At 71.8% G+C, this 19,318-nt stretch carries 21 protein-coding genes; 14 read left to right on the top strand and 7 right to left on the bottom strand.

Going from position 1 to position 19,318, the window contains the following annotated elements; all coding sequences use genetic code 11:
• Positions 1–166 precede the first annotated feature (166 nt).
• Positions 167–469, top strand: a complete 303-nt coding sequence (locus ACZ6CZ_RS26510; protein WP_469025826.1) for a WXG100 family type VII secretion target — start codon at positions 167–169, stop codon at positions 467–469.
• A gap of 185 nt (positions 470–654) precedes the next feature.
• Here ACZ6CZ_RS26510 and ACZ6CZ_RS26505 read toward each other — a convergent pair whose 3' ends face one another.
• From ACZ6CZ_RS26505 to ACZ6CZ_RS26475, 7 genes are all read right to left on the bottom strand, one after another.
• Entirely contained in the window at positions 655–1,251 is a 597-nt protein-coding gene (locus tag ACZ6CZ_RS26505) for a hypothetical protein (protein WP_469025824.1), read from the bottom strand.
• On the bottom strand, positions 1,248–1,865 hold the full coding sequence (locus ACZ6CZ_RS26500) for a hypothetical protein (RefSeq protein ID WP_469025821.1): 618 nt from the start codon (positions 1,863–1,865) through the stop codon (positions 1,248–1,250). Before ACZ6CZ_RS26500 ends, ACZ6CZ_RS26505 begins: the two co-directional genes overlap by 4 nt.
• Before the next feature lie 7 nt (positions 1,866–1,872).
• The gene (locus ACZ6CZ_RS26495; protein ID WP_469025819.1) at positions 1,873–2,256 is read right to left on the bottom strand and encodes a hypothetical protein; all 384 of its coding nucleotides are present in this window, start codon (positions 2,254–2,256) and stop codon (positions 1,873–1,875) included.
• Positions 2,257–2,310: 54 nt separating this feature from the next.
• Entirely contained in the window at positions 2,311–3,663 is a 1,353-nt protein-coding gene (locus tag ACZ6CZ_RS26490; protein WP_469025816.1) for a hypothetical protein, read from the bottom strand.
• The gene (locus tag ACZ6CZ_RS26485) at positions 3,660–3,968 is read right to left on the bottom strand and encodes a hypothetical protein (protein WP_469025814.1); all 309 of its coding nucleotides are present in this window, start codon (positions 3,966–3,968) and stop codon (positions 3,660–3,662) included. Before ACZ6CZ_RS26485 ends, ACZ6CZ_RS26490 begins: the two co-directional genes overlap by 4 nt.
• A gap of 260 nt (positions 3,969–4,228) precedes the next feature.
• Positions 4,229–5,272 carry a hypothetical protein gene (locus tag ACZ6CZ_RS26480; protein ID WP_469025813.1) on the bottom strand — a complete coding sequence of 348 codons (1,044 nt, stop codon included), beginning with the start codon at positions 5,270–5,272 and terminating at the stop codon, positions 4,229–4,231.
• Positions 5,269–5,925 (bottom strand): hypothetical protein, encoded by a 657-nt coding sequence (locus ACZ6CZ_RS26475; protein WP_469025811.1) that lies wholly within the window; start codon positions 5,923–5,925, stop codon positions 5,269–5,271. The genes ACZ6CZ_RS26480 and ACZ6CZ_RS26475 overlap by 4 nt, the downstream gene beginning before the upstream one ends.
• A gap of 630 nt (positions 5,926–6,555) precedes the next feature.
• Here ACZ6CZ_RS26475 and ACZ6CZ_RS26470 point away from each other — a divergent pair.
• From ACZ6CZ_RS26470 to ACZ6CZ_RS26410, 13 genes are all read left to right on the top strand, one after another.
• Positions 6,556–7,296 (top strand): hypothetical protein, encoded by a 741-nt coding sequence (locus ACZ6CZ_RS26470; protein ID WP_469025808.1) that lies wholly within the window; start codon positions 6,556–6,558, stop codon positions 7,294–7,296.
• A 17-nt stretch (positions 7,297–7,313) separates the two neighbouring features.
• Positions 7,314–8,237: a hypothetical protein gene (locus ACZ6CZ_RS26465; RefSeq protein WP_469025806.1), complete on the top strand. Its 924-nt coding sequence runs from the start codon at positions 7,314–7,316 to the stop codon at positions 8,235–8,237.
• The gene (locus tag ACZ6CZ_RS26460) at positions 8,234–9,541 is read left to right on the top strand and encodes a CpaF family protein (protein WP_469025804.1); all 1,308 of its coding nucleotides are present in this window, start codon (positions 8,234–8,236) and stop codon (positions 9,539–9,541) included. Before ACZ6CZ_RS26465 ends, ACZ6CZ_RS26460 begins: the two co-directional genes overlap by 4 nt.
• 5 nt (positions 9,542–9,546) lie before the next feature.
• A complete protein-coding gene (locus tag ACZ6CZ_RS26455) occupies positions 9,547–10,632 on the top strand; it encodes a type II secretion system F family protein (RefSeq protein WP_469025801.1) in 1,086 nt (361 codons plus the stop codon).
• The gene (locus tag ACZ6CZ_RS26450) at positions 10,629–11,549 is read left to right on the top strand and encodes a type II secretion system F family protein (RefSeq protein ID WP_469025798.1); all 921 of its coding nucleotides are present in this window, start codon (positions 10,629–10,631) and stop codon (positions 11,547–11,549) included. The genes ACZ6CZ_RS26455 and ACZ6CZ_RS26450 overlap by 4 nt, the downstream gene beginning before the upstream one ends.
• A gap of 49 nt (positions 11,550–11,598) precedes the next feature.
• Complete coding sequence (locus ACZ6CZ_RS26445; protein ID WP_469025795.1) at positions 11,599–11,850, top strand: hypothetical protein; 252 nt, start codon at positions 11,599–11,601, stop codon at positions 11,848–11,850.
• A gap of 135 nt (positions 11,851–11,985) precedes the next feature.
• Complete coding sequence (locus tag ACZ6CZ_RS26440) at positions 11,986–12,366, top strand: TadE family protein (protein WP_469026005.1); 381 nt, start codon at positions 11,986–11,988, stop codon at positions 12,364–12,366.
• A complete protein-coding gene (locus ACZ6CZ_RS26435) occupies positions 12,367–12,828 on the top strand; it encodes a TadE/TadG family type IV pilus assembly protein (RefSeq protein ID WP_469025792.1) in 462 nt (153 codons plus the stop codon). It abuts the gene before it with no gap.
• A 44-nt stretch (positions 12,829–12,872) separates the two neighbouring features.
• A complete protein-coding gene (locus ACZ6CZ_RS26430; protein WP_469026002.1) occupies positions 12,873–13,337 on the top strand; it encodes a TadE/TadG family type IV pilus assembly protein in 465 nt (154 codons plus the stop codon).
• Between the two features lie 150 nt (positions 13,338–13,487).
• The gene (locus ACZ6CZ_RS26425; protein WP_469025789.1) at positions 13,488–16,496 is read left to right on the top strand and encodes a BTAD domain-containing putative transcriptional regulator; all 3,009 of its coding nucleotides are present in this window, start codon (positions 13,488–13,490) and stop codon (positions 16,494–16,496) included.
• Positions 16,493–17,320, top strand: coding sequence for a prepilin peptidase (locus ACZ6CZ_RS26420; RefSeq protein ID WP_469025787.1), 828 nt, complete (start codon positions 16,493–16,495; stop codon positions 17,318–17,320). The genes ACZ6CZ_RS26425 and ACZ6CZ_RS26420 overlap by 4 nt, the downstream gene beginning before the upstream one ends.
• Positions 17,321–17,392: 72 nt before the next feature.
• Complete coding sequence (mqnC, locus tag ACZ6CZ_RS26415) at positions 17,393–18,592, top strand: cyclic dehypoxanthinyl futalosine synthase (protein ID WP_469025785.1); 1,200 nt, start codon at positions 17,393–17,395, stop codon at positions 18,590–18,592.
• A 25-nt stretch (positions 18,593–18,617) separates the two neighbouring features.
• Positions 18,618–19,283 carry an amidohydrolase family protein gene (locus tag ACZ6CZ_RS26410; protein WP_469025783.1) on the top strand — a complete coding sequence of 222 codons (666 nt, stop codon included), beginning with the start codon at positions 18,618–18,620 and terminating at the stop codon, positions 19,281–19,283.
• Positions 19,284–19,318 lie beyond the last annotated feature (35 nt).

Here is a 19,318-nt window from a genome sequence, read left to right as displayed (position 1 = left end):
GATAGCGGCAACGATATCGGCCGCCCCGCCGGGCCGGGCCGGGGTGTCGTCCCCCTCGTTCCCTCCGGGATGTGACACCTCAGGCCTCGCCCGTAAGCTGCTGCCTCAGCAGTGACAGGGAGCCACGGGGGTTGGCCCTGCGGCGTATTGACGAGGGAGCGGCTTCATGGCCAAGGACCTGGACATCACATACCAGGACATGCGCGACGCGGCCAAGCACGTCGTGAAGGAGAAGGAAAAGCTCCAGGAGAAGCTGGACGGCCTGCGCAAGTACATCGCCAACCTGGTCGAGTCCGGCTACGTCACGAAGAGCTCCTCCAAGGCCTTCGACGAGAACTTCGACGAGTTCGTCCGCGGCACGAAGGACACGCTGGACGGCCTCGACGGCATGGGCGACTACCTGACCACGGCCGCGGACAAGTTCGAGCAGATCGACGACGAGCTGGCTAAGGCGGCGCGGAGCAAGTAGGCGCGACCGTTCCCGGTCGACGGTGCGGCGGCTCACCGGCCGCCGCACCGCTCGTCCCATGGTGGACGTGTTCCGGGGAAGGGACTCGTCGGGCATTACGTCATCAGCCGGTTCGTCCTGGACCGCCCCTTCGAGCACAGCCGCCGAGACGGCACGCGCACGCGGGACGGCAGCGCCTGCTCCCGTCAGCCTCGGGGGGCCGGCCTGAGGCGGAGACTGCGGGCGAAGTCGTCGATGGCGTCGAAGGACGACTCCAGGACGGCAGGGTCGTCGTAGTGCCCCTTGAGGACGAGATCGATGTCCTGGGCGGGGTCGTTCCAGGCGTAGGCCACGGACAGCATCAGGCCACCGTCAGGCGTCGCCCAACTGCGCAGGCACCGCAGACCCTCACCGAAGTGGGGTGAGACGAAGGGAACGGTCTCGACACGCTGGCTCGCGGCGGCGGTCGCCGGGTCGGGCTCGGCCAGCATGCTCAAGTGCACCGCGCTGTGCTCCTCGTCGCAGGCGAACTGCTTGGTGAAGAACACCAACGGAGCGGCATCCGGCGGGATCGGCCCGAACAGGAACGCCTGCTCGGCCCCGACACTGCGGTGCAGGGACGAAGCGGAGTGCTCCAGAAATTTCTTCAGCTGCCGCTTCTCACCCCAGGTGAGCTTGCGCTGGTGGAGCAGGGCGGTCGCGTCGAGTTGCAGGTCGAGCCACTCCGCGAACTCACGCCTGCCGGTCCCCAGAGGCATGTGGAACCACACCGCCGGGTCGGAGTCGGTGTCGACGATCATCATGAGTAACTCCAGCGGAAAGTGGTCATCACGGCGTCGAACAACTCACCCAGGGTCACGGTGAACTCAGCGTCCACATCAGGCACGATCAGGGTGCTGAAGGAGAAGGTCAGCCACTGGGCCGGCCTGCAGTTCGGGATCGGCACGAGGTACTGCACGCGCCAGGAAGGCACGTCCACACCCTTGTCCGGGTCCGCTGGAAGACTCCGCGTGGTCCGCAGGGCGGACGTGCCGTCAAGTGTCCGAGGGGAGGCGTCGTCGGCTTCACGAGCGAGATCGACGAGCATCGCCTCCGGATCGCTGTTCTCCGTCGGCGGTCCCATCGGTTTCGATGCGATGAAGGAGGCCGGGATGATCATCCCGTGAATGCGTTCGACGGGCAGGTACAGCGTCAGTCCGTCGGACTCACGCGCCTTCCGCACCGTCTCTCGCAGTTCCTTCGTCAGCCGCATCCGAGCTTTCGGGATGTCGTCCCGGGGAAAGTCGGCAGGTAGCTGGGACACGGACTTCCCGACGATCCGGTGGACGGCCTCGTCGGTCCCTGCCTGAAGAGGGATGGTGTCCCACCCTGGCGGTGGTACGACGTTGAAGCCCGTGGGAGAAGCGGTGGACTCCACGGATCGCTCAGGAGCTGACACTACGGTTCCGCATCTTCTCAGCGACCGAGGTCGCGCCGACGAGCACGGTGAACAGCGGTGCGCCGATGATCCCGGGCCAGAAGGAACTGATGAGGCTGGGCAAGAGGATCGCCCAGCCCATGGCGAGGTCACGCGTCAGCAAGGGCGGCCGTCTGCTGGGCGTGGGGTGCTGCGCCAAGATCCACAGGAGGTGGAGCAGGCAACCGGACAGCAGCACCCAGTAGACCCAGAAGAGGGCCGGCCGACCGGAGCTGGGGATCAGGAGGGAGCACACGATCAGCGGACCGATGGACACGAGAGCGCCGATGATCGTCATGCGCGCCCTGAAGTTCGCACCGGTACCCATGTGATCTCTGAGGGACTCAGCCATGTCTCCTGCTTTTCCTGTCACGTCTTCCGACAGCCTCGGCGCATGCGTTCGTGCTCACCAATGAGTGTCCGGAGCGGGCATCCAACCGCTCCCCTTCCACGTGTTGTAGCCCTCGTTATACGGTTTGTCCCCGGGGAGCAGGCCTTCCTGGGCCAGCCAGCCGACGGAGTCGCTCTGACTGAGTGACTTGTCGACGACGTCGACTCCCATGCCACCGTATGCGGCGGTCATCGACATTCCGTAGCCCACATGTCCCATCGTGGAAGCTCCTCCGGAGACGGCATCCGGGAAGACTCCCTTGTTGGTCCGTAGCTGGCCGAACAAGCCGGCCGCCTCGTCATCGCCCAGGTGCAGCCACTTGGAGACCGTGGAGACCTCGGTCGGTGCCTTGGAGACCAGTCCCGCCTCCCGGGAGATCTTCTTGAGAGTGTAGGTGCGCAGGTCCGAGAAGAACTGCCGGGCTGCGGTGCCCTGACTGTTCGCCATCGCCTTGCCCAGATCGTCCAGCATCCCCCTGTGGGCCCTGAGGCCGGCCTTGAGCCCGGCAGTCCGCGTGGTCTGCGCGGCCGCACTCGTGACCCTGTTGGCACCCTTGAGCATGGCGAGGCCCCCGCGGCCGACGCCCATCAACAGCAGGCCTCCGACATCGAAGATCAGATCAGTCCATGACGCGTCGCCTGATGCGACCAGCATGGATCTCGCAAGAATGGTCAGCACGGCGATCCCGAGGACGAGGAGATTCAGCCCCGGGATCCAGATGGCGACGATGCCGGCGATGGTCGCGACCCAGCCCAGGCCATCCAGGACGATCTTGATCCACTTCGCGTTGTCGTGGACCCAGCCCTTGATGTTGTCCCAGGTGCTGTCCTTGATGACATCGTTCAACTGACCGCCGATCTTGTGGGCGTAATACGCCGCACGATCGTCGCGATCGCCGGTGATGCGTTCGAGCTGTTCGCGGAACTTCCGCAGCGGGTCCTCTTCCCGCCCGCTCTCGTGCGGATGCTGGGCGCCCTTGTCGCCGGACTCCTTCTTGGCCTTGTCGGCCTCCAGCTCGTCCTGCTCGCGCTTGGCGTTCGCCAGAACCTTGTCGGCGTCCGACTGGAAGTCTTCCAGTTCGTTGGCCCAGTTGGTCAGATGGCCATGGACGTGTTCGTACCGCTCGGCGACCTCACGAAGGTGTTTCTCGAGGACTTCCGACTCATCGCGCAGCTTGCTGGCGTATTTCCCCTTCAGTTCGTTGTCGCTCTTGATGCCACGAAGAACCTTCGCTTGCCCCCGGAGCTTCTCTGCGACAGAGATCATGTGCCTGACCTCATCGCGGATCTCCTCCGGATCGCCCGGTACGGGATCGGATTCGGCGAGCGGATGCCAGTCACGGGGGCGTGGCTTCGACGTTGCGCTCACTTCTTGCCTTTCCTCGCCTTTCGCAGCTCATCCGCGAGCTGGGCGTCCAGCCCGGTGAAACCGTCGATGGTGGACTTCACCAACTCGCCCACGGTCTTGACGCTGTCCAGCATCTTGCCGCGATAGTCGTCCCAGTTGTCGACGAAGTCGTCCATTTTGTCCGCGATCTTGTCGCTGCCCCAGTAGGGGCGCATGTCGTCCCTGCGGTGGCCGAGATTCATGAGCTCCTTCTGAATGCTCTTCAGCTGAGACTCCGACTCGACGAGGAGGTCGACGTTGACGATGAGATCCGAGTCGTCGGCCATCGCGCTGATCAGCCCCTTGTCCGAGGGGCGGCCGCGGTTGGCGCGGTCGTCGCGACGTCGGCGAATGCGGGCGCAAGGTGCTTCATGGTCAGCTCCCCGTGTGACACCAGTTCCATCGAGGTATGGACGGTAGCTCTGTGGCGAGGTCCGGTGCCAGGCGCGGCCCGCTCGCAGGAACGGGTGATTAGCGTCCCAAGCGGGAGCAAGGGGATGTGAGGTCTTTGCGTCGCCCGGTACGCCGACCGGTGGGGTACGGGCGGTCACCGGTTGACGGACTGGATCTCCTGCACCGTGACCTCCCGCGTGGTGCCGAACGTCCCGTCGGGCAGGTCGCCGCCCGTGCCGTCGGTGCCCGACCAGGTGATCTTCCAGGTGACGGTGGCTCGCATCCTGTACGTGCCGTCGCCCGAGGAGCGCAGGTAGGTGAGTCCGCAGGGCGGGTCCTGGTCGGCCCTGCCGGTGGCGTAGGGCTCGCCGATGGTGCCGTCGGCGGTGACGGCGCACCGTCCGGAGGCGGGGAAGGTCTCGGCGTCGGCGGTGCCGGGCTGGAGGGTGAGGGCGACGGGCTCGGCGGTGGTCGTGGCCCGGATGGCGAGGCCGGCCACGTTCAGGGAGGCGGTGACGGAGACCTCCTTGAAGCGGGCCCTGTCCAGCCAGGCCCAGGTGGCCAGGTTGACCTTGGTGGTCCGACGCGGGGCGAGAGAGACCTCGGTGGGCGGCAGCTCGGCCTGCGCGTAGGCGAGTTCGGCCAGGATCTTCGGGGTGGCCATGTTGTTCACCGGCGGTCTGTCACCGTGCTTCACCCAGAAGGGCTGCTTGTCGCAGACCTGGGCGGCGGGTTCCATCCAGCGGGCCTGGTCGACGACGGCGACCCACCAGGTGCCCTCGTTCGCCTTGTCCAGGTTGTAGTTCCGGTAGGTGCCGTCCTTGTAGTCCTGGCGGAACATGCCGACGGCCGCCTTGGCATAGCTGTGCTGGCCCGGCGTGTTCATCGTCTCGTCGTACACGTCCTCCACGTACCGGGCGAACTCCTCGGCCCCGCGCGGCTCGTACCAGCAGGCGGGCGGGGTCCAGCCGGTCACGGGCCGGACGTTGCCGCCACCTTCGGCGTTCGCCTTCGCGCCGGCGGTGGCACCGCTGAACGTGACGCGGGAGACGATGCTGGTGCCGTTCCGCCCGCCACCGGTGTTCGCGGTCCGGCCGTTCGACCCGCCCGCGGTGCCCCATGCGAAGGCCGTTCCGGGCAGCAGGGCCAGCGTGCCGGTGAGCGCCCCCAGGGCGAGCCCGCGGTACGTCACCCTCACGGCGTGCACGCCTTGTTGCCCCGCTGCGACGCCAGCTTCGTCGTCTGCCACACGCCCTGGCCGGTCAACTCCAGCCGGGTGCTGTAGAGCACGTAGGACGCGGACGTCACCGGCACCCTGTCGACCTTGCCCGTCTTCCGGTTCTTGTTGAACGCCCTGCTCTCGTCGGCGCAGTAGGAGACACCGGCCGACTTCTCGTCGAACACGCTGATCCTGGCCGCGTAGTAGCGGACCGAGCCCGAGTAGGTGGAACCGCTGTCGACGATCGACCTGACCCAGTCCCGGCTGTTCGCGAGCGCCGTACCGGCCTGGTAGAAGCCCAGCGCCGGCGACTCGGGATCGTCCTGCGTGACGGCGTAGGTGACGGCCGTCTGCGCCCGGCCCGCATCCGCCAGGATCGCGTCCTTGGTGGCGTCCCCGGTCTTCCAGCTCTCGAAGGTCTCCGTGACATCACTCGGAAGGGTCATGCCCGGGCGGCGGGCATCTGCTGGTGACGGGCTCGGCGACGCGGACGCCACGCTGCCGCTGTCCGCACCGGCGATCCTGTCGTCGCCCCCGTCCTCGGAACCGCCGCCACCCCCACCGCACCCGGTGAGCAGAACGGCCGCGGCTGCGGTGAGCGCGGCGGCGACGGGCAGAGGGCGACGCTTCAACGGGGGCTCCCGGGGGGACGGATGTGCAACCGAGCGCACAGACGGTATCGGCGGAATTCGCGGTGTCACCGACGCGAACTCACCCGTGACCACTCCTTCTCAGCCGCTGCCGCCCCCCGCTTCGGCACGCGGGCACGGGAAGGCGGAGGTCGGCCCGAGGGCGGCACCGACCCGCCCCCCGCCGCGGGCGTCAACTCCCCGTCCCGGACGTTCACTCCCTCACCCGCACCCCGCGTCCCCGCCCCGTGTGACGTACCGCACGCGTGGGTGAAACGTGCAGGGCTGGTGGGTGGTGCGTGAGGGGAGAGGGAGCGGGGAGCGGGGTGGGTTCGCTGGCGCACAGGGGCGGGGCCGGGGGTGGGCTTTGCTCAACGGGGCTGGACGGCACCGGCGTTGCGGAGTGGAAAGCCGGGATGCGCGGGGACGGGGAGTCGTAACGTGCCTTGAGGGGCTTATGTGCGGCTGATACGGTGCGTTCGCTTGACACTCACTCCGGCGCTGGGTATCCGACCAGGTCGGGCGGTGCGTCCAGCGTGACCCGGGGAGTCTGCCGGGACGTTCGGGGGGTGCGGTGTCCGCTTATGCACGGAAACTGGCAGACAGAGTCTTGGGTGTACGGGGAGCGGTTGCGTGAAGATCCAGGAGCGTACGGGGGCGGGCGCCGGCCGGGTCGCCGCTCCCGCTCAGCCGTCGGTCGGTGACCGCCTTCCCACGCCGCCCCGTGAGCGCAAACCCGCGCTGGCCGCGCTCGCCGTACTGCTGATCCTGCTCGGCGCGCTCGGGGCGACGACGCTCGTGCTGCGGGCCGGGGACCGGATCGAGGTCGTCAAGGTGACGAAGCAGGTCGAGGCCGGCGAGTCCGTCGAGGACAGTGACGTGACCTCCGTGATGGTCGCCGAGGACAGCGGCATCCACTACATCCGCTGGAAGCAGCTCGACCTCCTGAAGACCCTGAAGGCCAAGTCCACGATCTACCAGGGCACGGTCGTCGTGGGCGAGATGTTCGCCGAGGGCGCCTCCCTGCCGGCCGGCAAGGCCTCGGTGGGCGTCGCGCTGAAGGAGGGCCAGTACCCGGCCGACATCAAGGCCGGTGACACCGTGGCCGTCTACAACGTCGACAGCCCCGGCTCGACCTCCTCCACCTCCTCCACCGCTTCCGGTTCCTCCGGTACCGACAAGAGCGGCTCCGCCGGCAGCATGCTCAGCGGCACCGCGAAGGTCAGCAAGGTGGCCGACGACAGCGACGCCACCGTGAGCACCGGCAACCTCTCGCTCACCCTCCTCGTCGACCGGTCCGACGCCGCCGCCCTGGCGCGTGCCGCCGCCGCCGGTGCGGTGGCCGTCGTGCACATCCCCGGCACCGGCAACTAGAAGGCGGCACACACCCCATGGCGCTCATCGCTCTCGCCGCCGACAAGGGCTCGCCCGGCGTCACCACGGCCGCCGTCGCCCTCGCCGCCGTCTGGCCGCGCCGGGTCCTGCTCGCCGAGACCGACCCGGCGGGCGGTGACCTGGTCTACCGCAGCGCCGCCGCGCACGGCGGACCGCTCAACCCCAACACCGGCATGCTGTCGATAGCCGCGACCGCCCGCCGCGGACTGGTGCCGGACCAGCTCTGGGACCACGCGCAGCCGCTCAGCGGCGGCCTCGAGGTGCTGGTCGGGCTGGGCATCGCCGAGCAGGCCACCGGGTTCACCGGGCTCTGGCCCACCCTGGGCCGCGCCTTCGCCGCGCTCGCCGACTCCCCGCACGCCCCCGCCGACGTCATCGCCGACTGCGGCCGGATCAGCGGCGACACCCCGGCCGTCGACCTGTTCCCGCACGCCGCGCTCGTGCTGCTCGTCTCCCGTACCGAGCCCGAGGCCCTCGCCCGGGTCCGGGACCGGGCCGCCGCCCTCTCCGCCAAGCTGCACGGCGGCCCGCGCGGCGCCGCGGCCCTCGCCACCCCGCTCATCGGGGTCGTGCTGATCACCGACCCGGGCAGCTCCGCCAAGCTGGTCAACCAGGTCAACGACATGCTGGTGCACTCCCAGACCGGCGCCCGGGTCGTCGGCACCCTCGCCGCCGACCCCGCCGGCGCCGACCAGCTCGCCGGCCGCAAGCGCGGCCGGCTCGACAAGTCGCTGCTGATCCGCTCGGCCCGCAAGATCACCGCCGACCTCCACCAGCAGTACGGCGCCGCCTGGGCCGTCTCCGCCCAGGCCGGCCCGCCGCACCACCCGCAGCACCCCGAACCTCAGCAGCAGCAGGCGCAGCAGCACGCACCGCAGCACCCGGAGCCGTACCAGGGCCACGCGGAGGCCGGTCGATGACCGCTGTCGACCACCAGTTGGTCAAGCGGTTCCGGCAGGAGGCCGGCGACCGTATCGCCGAGCAGCGCCGCCTCGACCAGGTGGGCGGCGTACCGCCGATGTCCACGGAGGACGAGCGGCAGTACGCCCGCGCGGTCATCGCCCAGATCCTGGAGGAGTACGCCCGCGCGGAGATCAACGCCGGCCGCACCCCGCTGGACGCCGAGACGGAGGAGCAGTACGCGGCCGCCGTGCACGCGGCGCTGTTCGGCGTGGGGCGGTTGCAGCCGCTGCTGGACGACCCCGAGGTCGAGAACATCGACATCAACGGGTGCGACCAGGTCTTCGTCGGCTACTCCGACGGGCGTGAGACCCGGGGGGAGCCGGTCGCCGAGACCGACGAGGAACTCATCGAGCTGATCCAGGTGCTGGGCGCCTACTCCGGTCTGTCCTCCCGGCCCTTCGACTCCGCCAACCCCCAGCTCGACCTGCGGCTGCCCGACGGCTCCCGGCTGTCGGCCGTGATGGACGTCGCCCGGCGGCCCGCGCTGTCCATCCGCCGCGCCCGCATGGGCAAGGTCTTCATCTCCGACCTCGTCGGCAACGGCACCCTCACCCCGGAACTCGGCCACTTCCTGGCCTGCGCGGTCCGCGCCCGCAAGAACATCATGATCGCGGGCGCCACCAACGCCGGCAAGACGACACTGCTGCGCGCGCTCGCCAACGAGATCCCGCCGCACGAACGGCTCATCACCGTGGAGCGGGCGCTGGAACTGGGGCTCGACACCTTCGCCGACCTGCACCCCAACGTCGTCGCGTTCGAGGAGCGGCTGCCCAACTCCGAGGGCCAGGGCGCCATCGGCATGGCCGAACTCGTCCGCCGCAGCCTGCGCATGAACCCCTCCCGGGTCATCGTCGGCGAGGTGCTCGGCGACGAGATCGTCACCATGCTCAACGCGATGTCGCAGGGCAACGACGGCTCGCTGTCCACGATCCACGCCAACAGCTCCAGCGAGGTCTTCAACCGCATCTCGACGTACGCGTTGCAGGCCACGGAGCGGCTGCCCATCGAGGCCAGCCAGATGCTGATCGCGGGCGCGGTGAACTTCGTCGTCTTCATCCAGCGGCGCAACGACTACCAGTCCGGCGGCCGCCTCCAGCGCGTGGTCACCTCCGTGCGCGAGGTCAACGGCGTCGACGGCCGCGTCCTGTCCAGCGAGGTGTTCGCCGAGACCCCCGACGCCCGGGTGGTCCCGCACGCCCCCATAGCCTGCCTGGAGGACCTGATGGCCTACGGCTACCAGCCGCACGGGGCCTGGGGGTGAGCGGCATGAGCGTCATGCACGGCGCGAGTGCGCACGGCGCGCACGGTACGGCGTACGCGGCCCTCGCCCCGCTCGGCTCCCTCGGCGGACTGTTCTCCACCACCGTCCTGTACGCCCTCGGCTGCGGGGTCGCCGTCGGCGGCGGCCTCGGCCTGCTCCTCGTCGCCCTGCGCGGCCTGCCCGCCAAGCCCGCGCACGAGAAGCAGAAGGCCAACGAGCGGGCGGCGGAGCTGATCCGGTTCGCCGGGCGGCGCGGCTCGCTCGCCGCGCTCGTCGGACTCGCCGTGCTGCTGCTGACCCGCTGGACGGTGGCCGGTCTCGCCGCCGGCATCCTCGTCTTCTTCTGGGACCGCCTCTTCGGCGGCGCCGCCGAGGAACGCTCCGCCATGCGCCGCGTGGAGGCCCTCGCCTCCTGGACGGAGTCCCTGCGCGACACCATCGCCGGCGCGGTGGGCCTGGAGCAGGCCATCCCGGCGTCCGCGCGGGCCGCCGCGCCCGTGCTGCGCCCGCACCTCGACGCCCTGGTCGACCGGCTGCGCTCCCGCACGCCGCTCCCGGAGGCCCTGCAACTGCTCGCCGACGAGATCGACGACGCCTCGGCCGACATCATCGTCGCGGCGCTGATCCTCAACGCCCGCCTGCGCGGGCCGGGTCTGCGCCAGGTCCTCGGCGCGCTCGCCAAGTCGGCGCGCGAGGAGGTCGACATGCGTCAGCGCGTGATGGCCCAGCGCGCCTCCACGCGCCGCTCGGTGCAGATCGTGGTCGCCGTCTCCGTCGCCTTCGTCCTCGGACTCGCCGTCTTCAACCGCGACTTCGTCGAGCCGTACGGCACCGCCGTCGGGCAGCTCGTCCTGGCCCTCGTGTGCGCCCTGTTCGCCCTCGGCTTCTGGTGGCTGCGCAAGCTGTCCACCATCGAGACACCCGAACGGTTCCTGGTCCGGGACGAGCCGTCGGTGCAGTTCGTCCGTCCGCGCCCGCCCGGTCAGCACCAGGTGCCGCAGCAGCAGCCGTCCCAGCAACCGTCGTCCCAGCAGCAGGCCCAGTCCGGGCAGTCGGCGCCGTCCGCGCCGGGAGAGGGGGTGCGGCGATGAGCCTGACGATGCCCGTCGTGGTCGGTGTCATCTTCGGCCTCGGTGTCTACGCCCTCATCCGCGCCCTGGTGCCGGCCAAGCGCAGCGCCGTGGCGCAGGTCGCCCGGATCGACGCGATGCGGGCGCGGGGATCGGCGTACGAGTCCGCGCGGCCGGCCCGGGACACCGGACGCCTCGGCTCGCTGCGGTCCCAGGTCGGCGCCCGCGTGGCCCAGTTCTACCTCCAGCAGGGCTGGGAGCAGCGCTCGCAGCGCGCCGACCTGGCGGTGCTGAACCGCGGCTGGGAGAAGTTCCTGGCGACGAAGGTGCTGCTGGGCGTGGCCGGGCTGTTCTTCGGTCCGCTGCTGTTCGCCGTGGTGTGGACGCTGGGCTTCGGCTCCAGCCCGGCCATCCCGGTCTGGCTGGCCCTGCTGTGCGCCGCCGTGTTCTTCTTCCTGCCCGACCTCGAGGTACGGCGGGACGCGGCCGCCAAGCGCCGGGACCTCAGGCGGGTGATCGGCGCCTATCTGGACCTGGTGTCGATGAGCCTGGCCGGTGGCCGGGGCCTGCCCGAGGCGCTGATGGCCGCCGCCGAGGTCTCCGACGGCTGGGCCAACCAGCGCATCCGCAGCGCCCTCGCCGACGCCCGGATCACCGGCGTCAGCCAGTGGCAGGCGCTCGGCGCGCTCGGTGAGGAACTGGGCGTGGAGGAGCTGAAGGACCTCTCCGCCTCCCTGGCCCTGGTCGCCGACGACGGGGCCAAGGTGCGCGAGTCGCTCGCCTCGCGCGCCGAGACCATGCGGCACCGCGAACTCGCCGAGATCGAGGGCAGCGCGGGTGAGAAGTCGCAGTCGATGCTCGTGGCCCAGCTGCTGCTGTGCGCCGGTTTCCTGGTGTTCCTGATCTTCCCGGCGGCGATGCGGGTCTTCCAGGTGTGAGCCGCTTCCCGACCTTCTGCCAACTGCTGTTTCGAGAGGACAACCCATCATGAACGGACGGAACGTCTTTACCGGGATCCCGGCCGTGGACTTCCTGGTCACCTTCCTCCAGGGCCGCGTCGAGCGCGCCCGCTCCGGCGAACTCGACCGCGGTGCCTCCGCGGTGGAGTGGGTCATCATCTCCGCGGTCGTCGTGGCGATCGTCGGCGTGGTGGCCGCCATCCTCAACGCCGCGCTGAGCGACGGCGCCAACAAGGTCGGCGACTGCATCAAGGGCACGACCGCGTCCAAGACCTGCTGAGCGCACGCAGGAGACGTACGGAACGGGGACTGCCGGGTGACGGGGGTGACGGGGGTGACCTGGGTGACGGGGATCCGGGCCAGGCTGCGCGGCTGGGCGCGGCGCCGGGCGCGGGCCGCGCGCGGTGACTCCGGCATGACCGCGATCGAGTTCGTGCTGCTCACTCCGGTCCTGTTCTTCATGATCTTCGCGACCGTCCAGTTCGCGCTGTACTTCTTCGCCGACCACGTGGCCCAGGCGGCGGCCCAGGCGGGCGCCCGCAAGGCCCGCGCCACGGCCGACGCGCAGCCCGGCGCGTGGCGGGGCGAGGCGCGGGACGTGGCCGACTCCTACATCCGCCAGCTCGGCCCGCAGCTGGTGCTGTCCCCGGACGTGAAGCTGATCCAGCCGGGGCGGCACACGGTGGGCGTGGAGATCTCGGCCCGGGTGCCGTCGGTGTTCCCCGGACTGGACCTGACGGTGCACGCACGCTCGGCGGGCCCGGTGGAACGGTTCGTGAAGGAGGGGGAGAACTAGATGCCCCGCACCCTGCCGCCCCGCCCCCGACACCAGCGCCCCCGACACCAGCGCCCCACCCCGACGGACGACCGAGGCCTGTCGACCGTCGAGGTCGTCATCCTGGCCCCGGTGATGTTCCTCTTCATCCTGGTCCTGGTCGCCTTCGGGCAGCTCGTCGACGGCCGGGGCGCGCTGGACGGCGCCGCCCGTGACGCGGCCCGCGCCGGCTCGATCCAGAAGGACCACGCCACGGCGATGGCACAGGCCCGCGCGGCGGCCGCGGCCGACCTCGCGGACGTCTGCGCGGGCCCGGTGTCGGTCGTCCAGAAGAGCGCCGGCTTCGACCCCGAGGTGGACCCCTTCTTCACGGTCGAGGTCAGCTGCGAGGTCCGCGGCCTGGCCATGCTGGGCCTGGACGTCCCGACCCACCTGTCGGCCCGCTTCTCGTCCTCCCTGGACCCGTACCGGAGGTCGGCGTGAGCAACCCCGTACGAGAGCCCGTACCGACACCGGGACGGGCACCGCTGACACCGGAGCCGGTACGCAGCTGGTGGTCCGCCCGCCGTCGACACCTGGACGACCGGGGTTCGGGAGCCGGCGCGGTCATCATCTTCGCGCTGGTCTTCCTGTCCCTGTCCGCCTTCGTCATCGACGGCGGCCTGTCCATCTCCCAACGCGAACGCGCCGCCGACATCGCCGAACAGGCCGCCCGTTACGCCGCCCAGGACATCGACAAGGCCGCCCTGTACGAGGACGAGGGCGGCCCCGCCCCCATCAACTTCCAGCACTGCGACGCCCGGGTGCGGGCCTACGCCCGCGAGATGGACCTCACGGCCGCCGACACAGCCGCGACCCGCTGCGTGACCGCCGACGCCCGCCGGGTCGAGGTCGAGGTGCAGCTGACGTACGAGCCGGTGTTCACCGGGCTGTTCTACGGCGGAGACGTGACCGTGCGCGGGCGCGCGGCGGCGGAGAACGAAGTCGGCTGAGGCCGGCCACGGCGAGGAGCGGGTCACCATGGCCGGCGGTTGCCGTAGGGGCTTCGACGCTGTCGGTCCGGGTCCATAAGATCTCGGTAGGCTCGACCCGCCTCCCCCCCCCACCGACCCTCCTCCCACACACGACCCAGGACACCCGCCATGGCGCGACGCAGCACATCAAGCTCGACGGGAACACCGACGGGACCGCGCAACCGGACACCGCAGCCGGTGCGGGTGCGGCGGCGTTCGTTCGGGGACTTCGTCAAGGCGTTCCTCGCGTTCCTCGCCCTGCTGGTCCTCGTCGTCGGGGTGCCCGGCGCGCTCGCCGTGGCGGTGGGCTGGCCGCTGCCGCGCACCGCCCCGACCCCGGACTGGCTCCGGCAGGACGTGTCCGTCGACACCTTCCTGCACATCCTCACGGTCGTCGTCTGGCTCGCCTGGGCCCAGTTCACCGCGTGCGTGCTGGTGGAGGCCAAGGCCGCGCTGTCCGGTGTCGGCCTGCCCGGCCGGGTCCCGGGCGCCGGGCCCAGCCAGCTGCTGGCCCGTCAACTGGTCGCCGCGCTGCTGCTGGTGGGCGCCACCGCCGCGAGTCTGACGCCGGGGCTGTCGCAGCTCGGACACGGCCCGGAGAGCAACCAGCGGGGGACGGTCGCCGCCGCGCAGCAGACGCCGGGCCTCTTCGCCCAGCAGCAGGAGCAGGCCCGCGGCACCGCCGCCGCCCTCGCCGCACAGGCGTCGCACGTCGCCGCGCGGGCGGACGCCGGGAGCGGCGGCCCCACGTCCGGCGCCACGAAGTACTACCGGATCCAGCCGCCCGAGGGCCGTCATCACGACTCGCTGTGGGAGATAGCCCAGCGGCACCTCGGCGACGGCCGGCGGTACAAGGAGATCTACGAACTCAACAAGGACCGCGTCCAGCCCGACGGTTCACGGCTGTCCGAGGCCAGTCTGATCCGGCCCGGCTGGATCATGGAGATGCCCGGCGACGCCCACGGCGGCGAACTCGTCGAGCTGCCCGACGCCCACGCATCGGCGGACGTGCGGGAGCAGATCGGTGACTACGCCCGATCCGGCGATCACGCCCGACAGCCCGCGGGTGACCACGCCGAACAGGCAGGGGGTGACCACGCCGAACAGGCACGGGGTGACCACGCCGACCAGCAGGGCGGCGACGGTCGGCCGGTCGGGGGACCGGATGCCGCGCGGGTCTCCCTGCCCGGGCAGCGCACCGCCGCCGACGGGGACCGGGAGGCCGGGGCCGCCGCACACTCCGGCAGCCGCTCCTTCGGGCTGCCCGAAGCCCTCATCGGCGCCCCCCTCCTCGCCGCCGGTCTCCTCGCCGCCCTCGGCCGCAGGCGCCGGCAGGCCATGTGGCAGTCGGCGCTCGGTTCCCTCGGCGGCCGGCGCGGCATGGAACCGCCCACCCCGACCGGTGACGCCCAGGACGTCCAGGACGCGCTGCTCGTCGGCGCCGACCCGGAGGCCGTACGGCTCCTGGACCGGGCGCTGCGCGGACTCGCCGCCGCCCTCAGCGCCGACTCCCGCCCGCTGCCCGTCGTCTACGCCGCCTGGCTCAGCCGCGGCGACCTGCACCTCCAGCTCGCCCAGCCCGCCGGGAAGCCGCCGGCGCCCTGGCGGCTCGGGCAGGACCAGACGTTCTGGATGCTCGCCCGGAGCGACGCCGAGCGGTACGACGACGCCGACACCGCCGCCCCCTACCCGGGCCTGGTCAGCCTCGGCACCATGGACGACTCCCGGCTGCTGCTGAACCTGGAGGCCGTTCCCGGACTCGTCGCGCTGGGCGGCACCGAGGCCGACCGGGCCGCCGTGTTCGCCTCCGTCGCCGCCGAACTCGCCACCAACGGCTGGTCGGACCGTATGACCGTGACCCTCGTCGGCTTCGGCGAGGACCTCACCGCGCTCGCCCCCAACCGGCTGCGCCACCTCGACGGCGTCGAAGCGCTCCTGGAGACCATGACGGCCGAGACCCGGCAGCGCCGGGGAGCCCTCGGCGCCGCCGGGCAGGACTCGGTGCTCACCGGCCGCACCGGGCCCGCCCAGCACACCCGCTGGGCGCCGCACCTCGTCCTGCTCGCCGCCGAGCCGTCCGCCGAGGACGCCGTGAAGCTGGCCGAACTCGCCGCCGACGCCGGCCGGCTGGGCATCGGCTACCTCGTCGGCAGCGAGAGCGGAGACCTGCCCGGGGCCGCCTGGGAGATGCGGATCACCGCCGAGGGCAAGCTGCTCGCCCCGCTCCTCGGTCTCGAACTCGACGCACAGCTGCTGCCCGCCGCACAGCAGCGGGCCGTGGTCGACCTGTTCGTCGAGGCCGACCCCGAGCGCGACCCCGACGGCCCGGCCACCGCCCCGGCGTTCCTCGTCGACATCAGCGAACAGGGGCGGCCCGCGGTGTACGCGCGGCTGGTGGGACCGTACGAGATCATCGGGCTCGACACCCCCGACGGGGAGCGCAGCGCCCTGCTGCACGAGGCGCTCGCGCTGCTCCTGCTGCACCGCGAGGGTGTGCACCCGCGCGTGCTGGCCTCCGCGCTGTGGCCGCGCGGCGTCACCGAGGACGTACGCGACGCCCTCGTGGAGCGGCTGCGCGCCTGGCTCGGCGCCGACCCCGACGGCACGCCCCGCCTCCGCACCGACGCCACCGGACGGCTGGTGCTCGCCACCTCGGTCGTCTCCGACCTGGACGTGCTGCGCTCCCTCTACCACGAGGCCACCCAGGGCAAGGGCGCCGGCAGCCGGGCCGTACGCGGGCGGTTGCTCACCGACGCGCTGGTCCTCGTGCGCGGACCGCTCCTCGCCGACCGGCCCGAGGGCCGCTACCGCTGGCTCACCCACGAGATCGTCGACGCCCAGCTCCCGCTGCTGGTCGCCGACATCGGGCTCGCGCTGTCCGCCTTCCACCTGGAGAAGGACCGCGCGGAGCGGGCGATCGAGGCGCTCCGGGCGGCGCTGCGGACCGCGCCGGACGACGAACGGCTGTGGCACGAGCTGCTGCGCGCGACCCACGCCACCGGCGACCCGGCCCAGTTGCGCGCCCTCGCCGCCGACCTGGTGCGGCGCAGCGGTGCCCGCGGGCTGCCGCCCCGCACGGAGGCGCTCCTGGACGAGTTGCTGCCGACGTGGCGCGAGGCCGCAGCGGCCGCCGGATGAGCGACGTCCTGCTGGTGGTCGCCGCCGCGCTGTGGGGCGCGGCGGCCGGTGCCCTGCTGCCCCGCGCCGCCTACCGCTTCTCCGCGCCCGCGGGCGAACCGTGGCGGGACCGCTGCCCGGCCGGACACCCGGTCGACGGCTGGCTCGGCCGCACCCGCTGCGCCCGGTGCGCCCGGCACCCGCGGCCGCGGTCCGACCGGGAAGCGCCCGACGCGTCGCACGCCGCCCCCGTCGAGACCCCCGCCCCCTCCGGCGATCCGCACGGCCCGTCCGTCGAGCCGCCCGCCCCGTCCGCCGTGTCCCTCGCCGTGGCCGGCGCGCTGGTCTGCGCCGTCCTCGCCGCCGCCACCGGTACCCGCCCCGAGCTGGGCGTCTGGCTGCTGCTGGCGCCCGTCGGCGTGCTGCTGGCGGTGGTGGACCTGCGGGTGCGGCGGCTGCCCGACCCGCTGACCCTGCCGTTCGCGGCCGCCGCCCTCGGCCTCCTCGCCGCCGTCACCGCCCTGCCCGAGCACGCCGGTGACTGGCCCACCGCGCTCTACGGCGCCCTCGCCCTCGGCGGCGGCTACTTCGCGCTGTTCCTCATCAACCCCGCCGGCATGGGCTTCGGCGACGTCAAGCTGGCGGTCGGCGCGGGCGCCGTCCTGGGCTGGTACGGCTGGCCGGTGGTGCTGCTCGGCACCTTCGCCGGGTTCCTGTTCGGGGCGCTGTACGGGGGCGCCCTCGTCGTCGCCCGGCGGGCGGGGCGCAAGACCGCGATCCCGTTCGGGCCGTTCCTCATCGCGGGGGCGTTCGCGGGGCTGCTGGTGGGGGCGTACGCGGCCTGACGTCGGGGCGGCCCGGGCGCTGACGTAGGCTGGTTCGGTCCGCTACCACCCCTTGACGAAAGGGACGCCCCGGTGACCGAGAAGGCCGACCTCCAGTCCGTGCTCGACCGTGCCGCGGCCGGCGGGCGGATCACCCCCGAGGAGGCGCTCGACCTCTACCGGGACGCCCCGCTGCACGCGCTCGGCGCGGCCGCCGACGCGGTACGGCGCCGGATGTACGCGGGCACCGAGCACATCGCGACGTACATCATCGAGCGGAACATCAACTACACGAACGTGTGCGTCACGGCGTGCAAGTTCTGCGCCTTCTACGCCGCCCCCAAGGACACCGCCAAGGGCTGGACCCGCGACCTCGACGACATCCTGCGCCGCTGCGCGGAGACCGTCGAGCTGGGCGGCACGCAGATCATGTTCCAGGGCGGCCACCACCCGGACTACGGCGTCGAGTACTACGAGACGCACTTCCGGGCCATCAAGGAGGCCTTCCCGCAGCTGGTGATCCACTCGCTGGGCGCCTCCGAGGTCGAGCACATGGCCCGGATCAGCGCGGTCTCCGTCGAGGAGGCCATCACCCGCATCCACGCGGCGGGCCTGGACTCCTTCGCCGGCGCCGGCGCCGAACTGCTGCCGGAGCGGCCGCGCAAGGCCATCGCCCCGCTGAAGGAGAGCGGCGAGCGCTGGCTGGAGATCATGGAGGCGGCGCACCGGCTGGGCGTGGAGTCCACCTCCACCATGCTGATGGGCACCGGCGAGACCAACGCCGAGCGCATCGAGCACCTGCGCATGATCCGGGACGTGCAGGACCGCACGGGCGGCTTCCGGGCCTTCATCCCGTACACCTACCAGCCCGAGAACAACCACCTGAAGGGCCGCACGCAGGCGACGCTCTTCGAGTACCTGCGGATGATCGCGATCGCCCGCCTGTTCCTCGACAACGTCCGGCACATCCAGGGCTCCTGGCTGACCACGGGCAAGGAGGTCGGCCAGCTCTCCCTGCACTACGGCGCGGACGACCTCGGCTCGATCATGCTGGAGGAGAACGTCGTCTCCTCGGCCGGCGCCAAGCACCGCTCCAACCGCCTGGAGATCATCGACCTGATCCGCAAGGCGGGCCGGGTCCCGGCGCAGCGCGCGACCACGTACGAGCACCTCGTCGTGCACGACGACCCGGCGAACGACCCCGTCGACGACCGCGTGGTCTCGCACATCTCCTCCACGGCGATCGAGGGCGGCACGGCCCACCCCGAGCTGAAGCTGCTGACCACCAACTGACCGCCCAGTCCCGCCGAGTCGCGTCGTGCTGACCATCCACACCGCCCCGCTGGTGCTGCCGGTGGGGTCGGCCCCGCTCGCCGACGGTGCCGTCGTCGTGGACGGCGACCGGATCGCGGCCGTCGGGCCGTACGAGGAGGCGGCGGCCGGCGCGCCCGGCGCCCGGGTGCGCCGCTGGCCGGGGCTGATCACGCCGGGCCTGCGCCAGTGGCACCCCCGGTGGCTGCTGCGCCGCTGCTACCACCCCGACCCGCGCGAAGCCGGTGAGCTGGGCGAACTGCCCCTGTGGGGCGAGCGATTGGCCGCGCTCGGCGACCTGTCGGAGACCCGCTGGTCGGGCAGTGTCCGGCGCGGCGTCCAGCGGATGCTGCGGTACGGCACGACGGCGGTCGCGGCGCCCGGCGGCCGGATCGGCGACCCGCTGGTGGCGACGGCCGTCGCCAGGGCCGGACTGCGCGTCGTCCCCGTCACGGGCGGACCCGGCGGCATGCTCCTGGGCGAGCGGCCCGACCTCGACCCGTTCGCCGAGGGCCACGACCTTCCCGGCACCGTCCACGGCCCGCTGACGGTCGGCGGCCGCGCCGACCTCGCCGTGTTCGACGTACCGGACGAGACGGCCCTGACCGAGCGCGGCGCGGTGACCTGCGTGGCGACGGTCCTGGGCGGCCGGCTGGTCTACCGGGGCCGCTGATCCCCGAGTCCCGGGCCGCCGGGCCCCGGGGGCGG

The sequence above is a fragment of the Streptomyces sp. NPDC041135 genome, from assembly GCF_055592085.1.
This window is presented reverse-complemented; position numbering and strand designations above follow the sequence as displayed.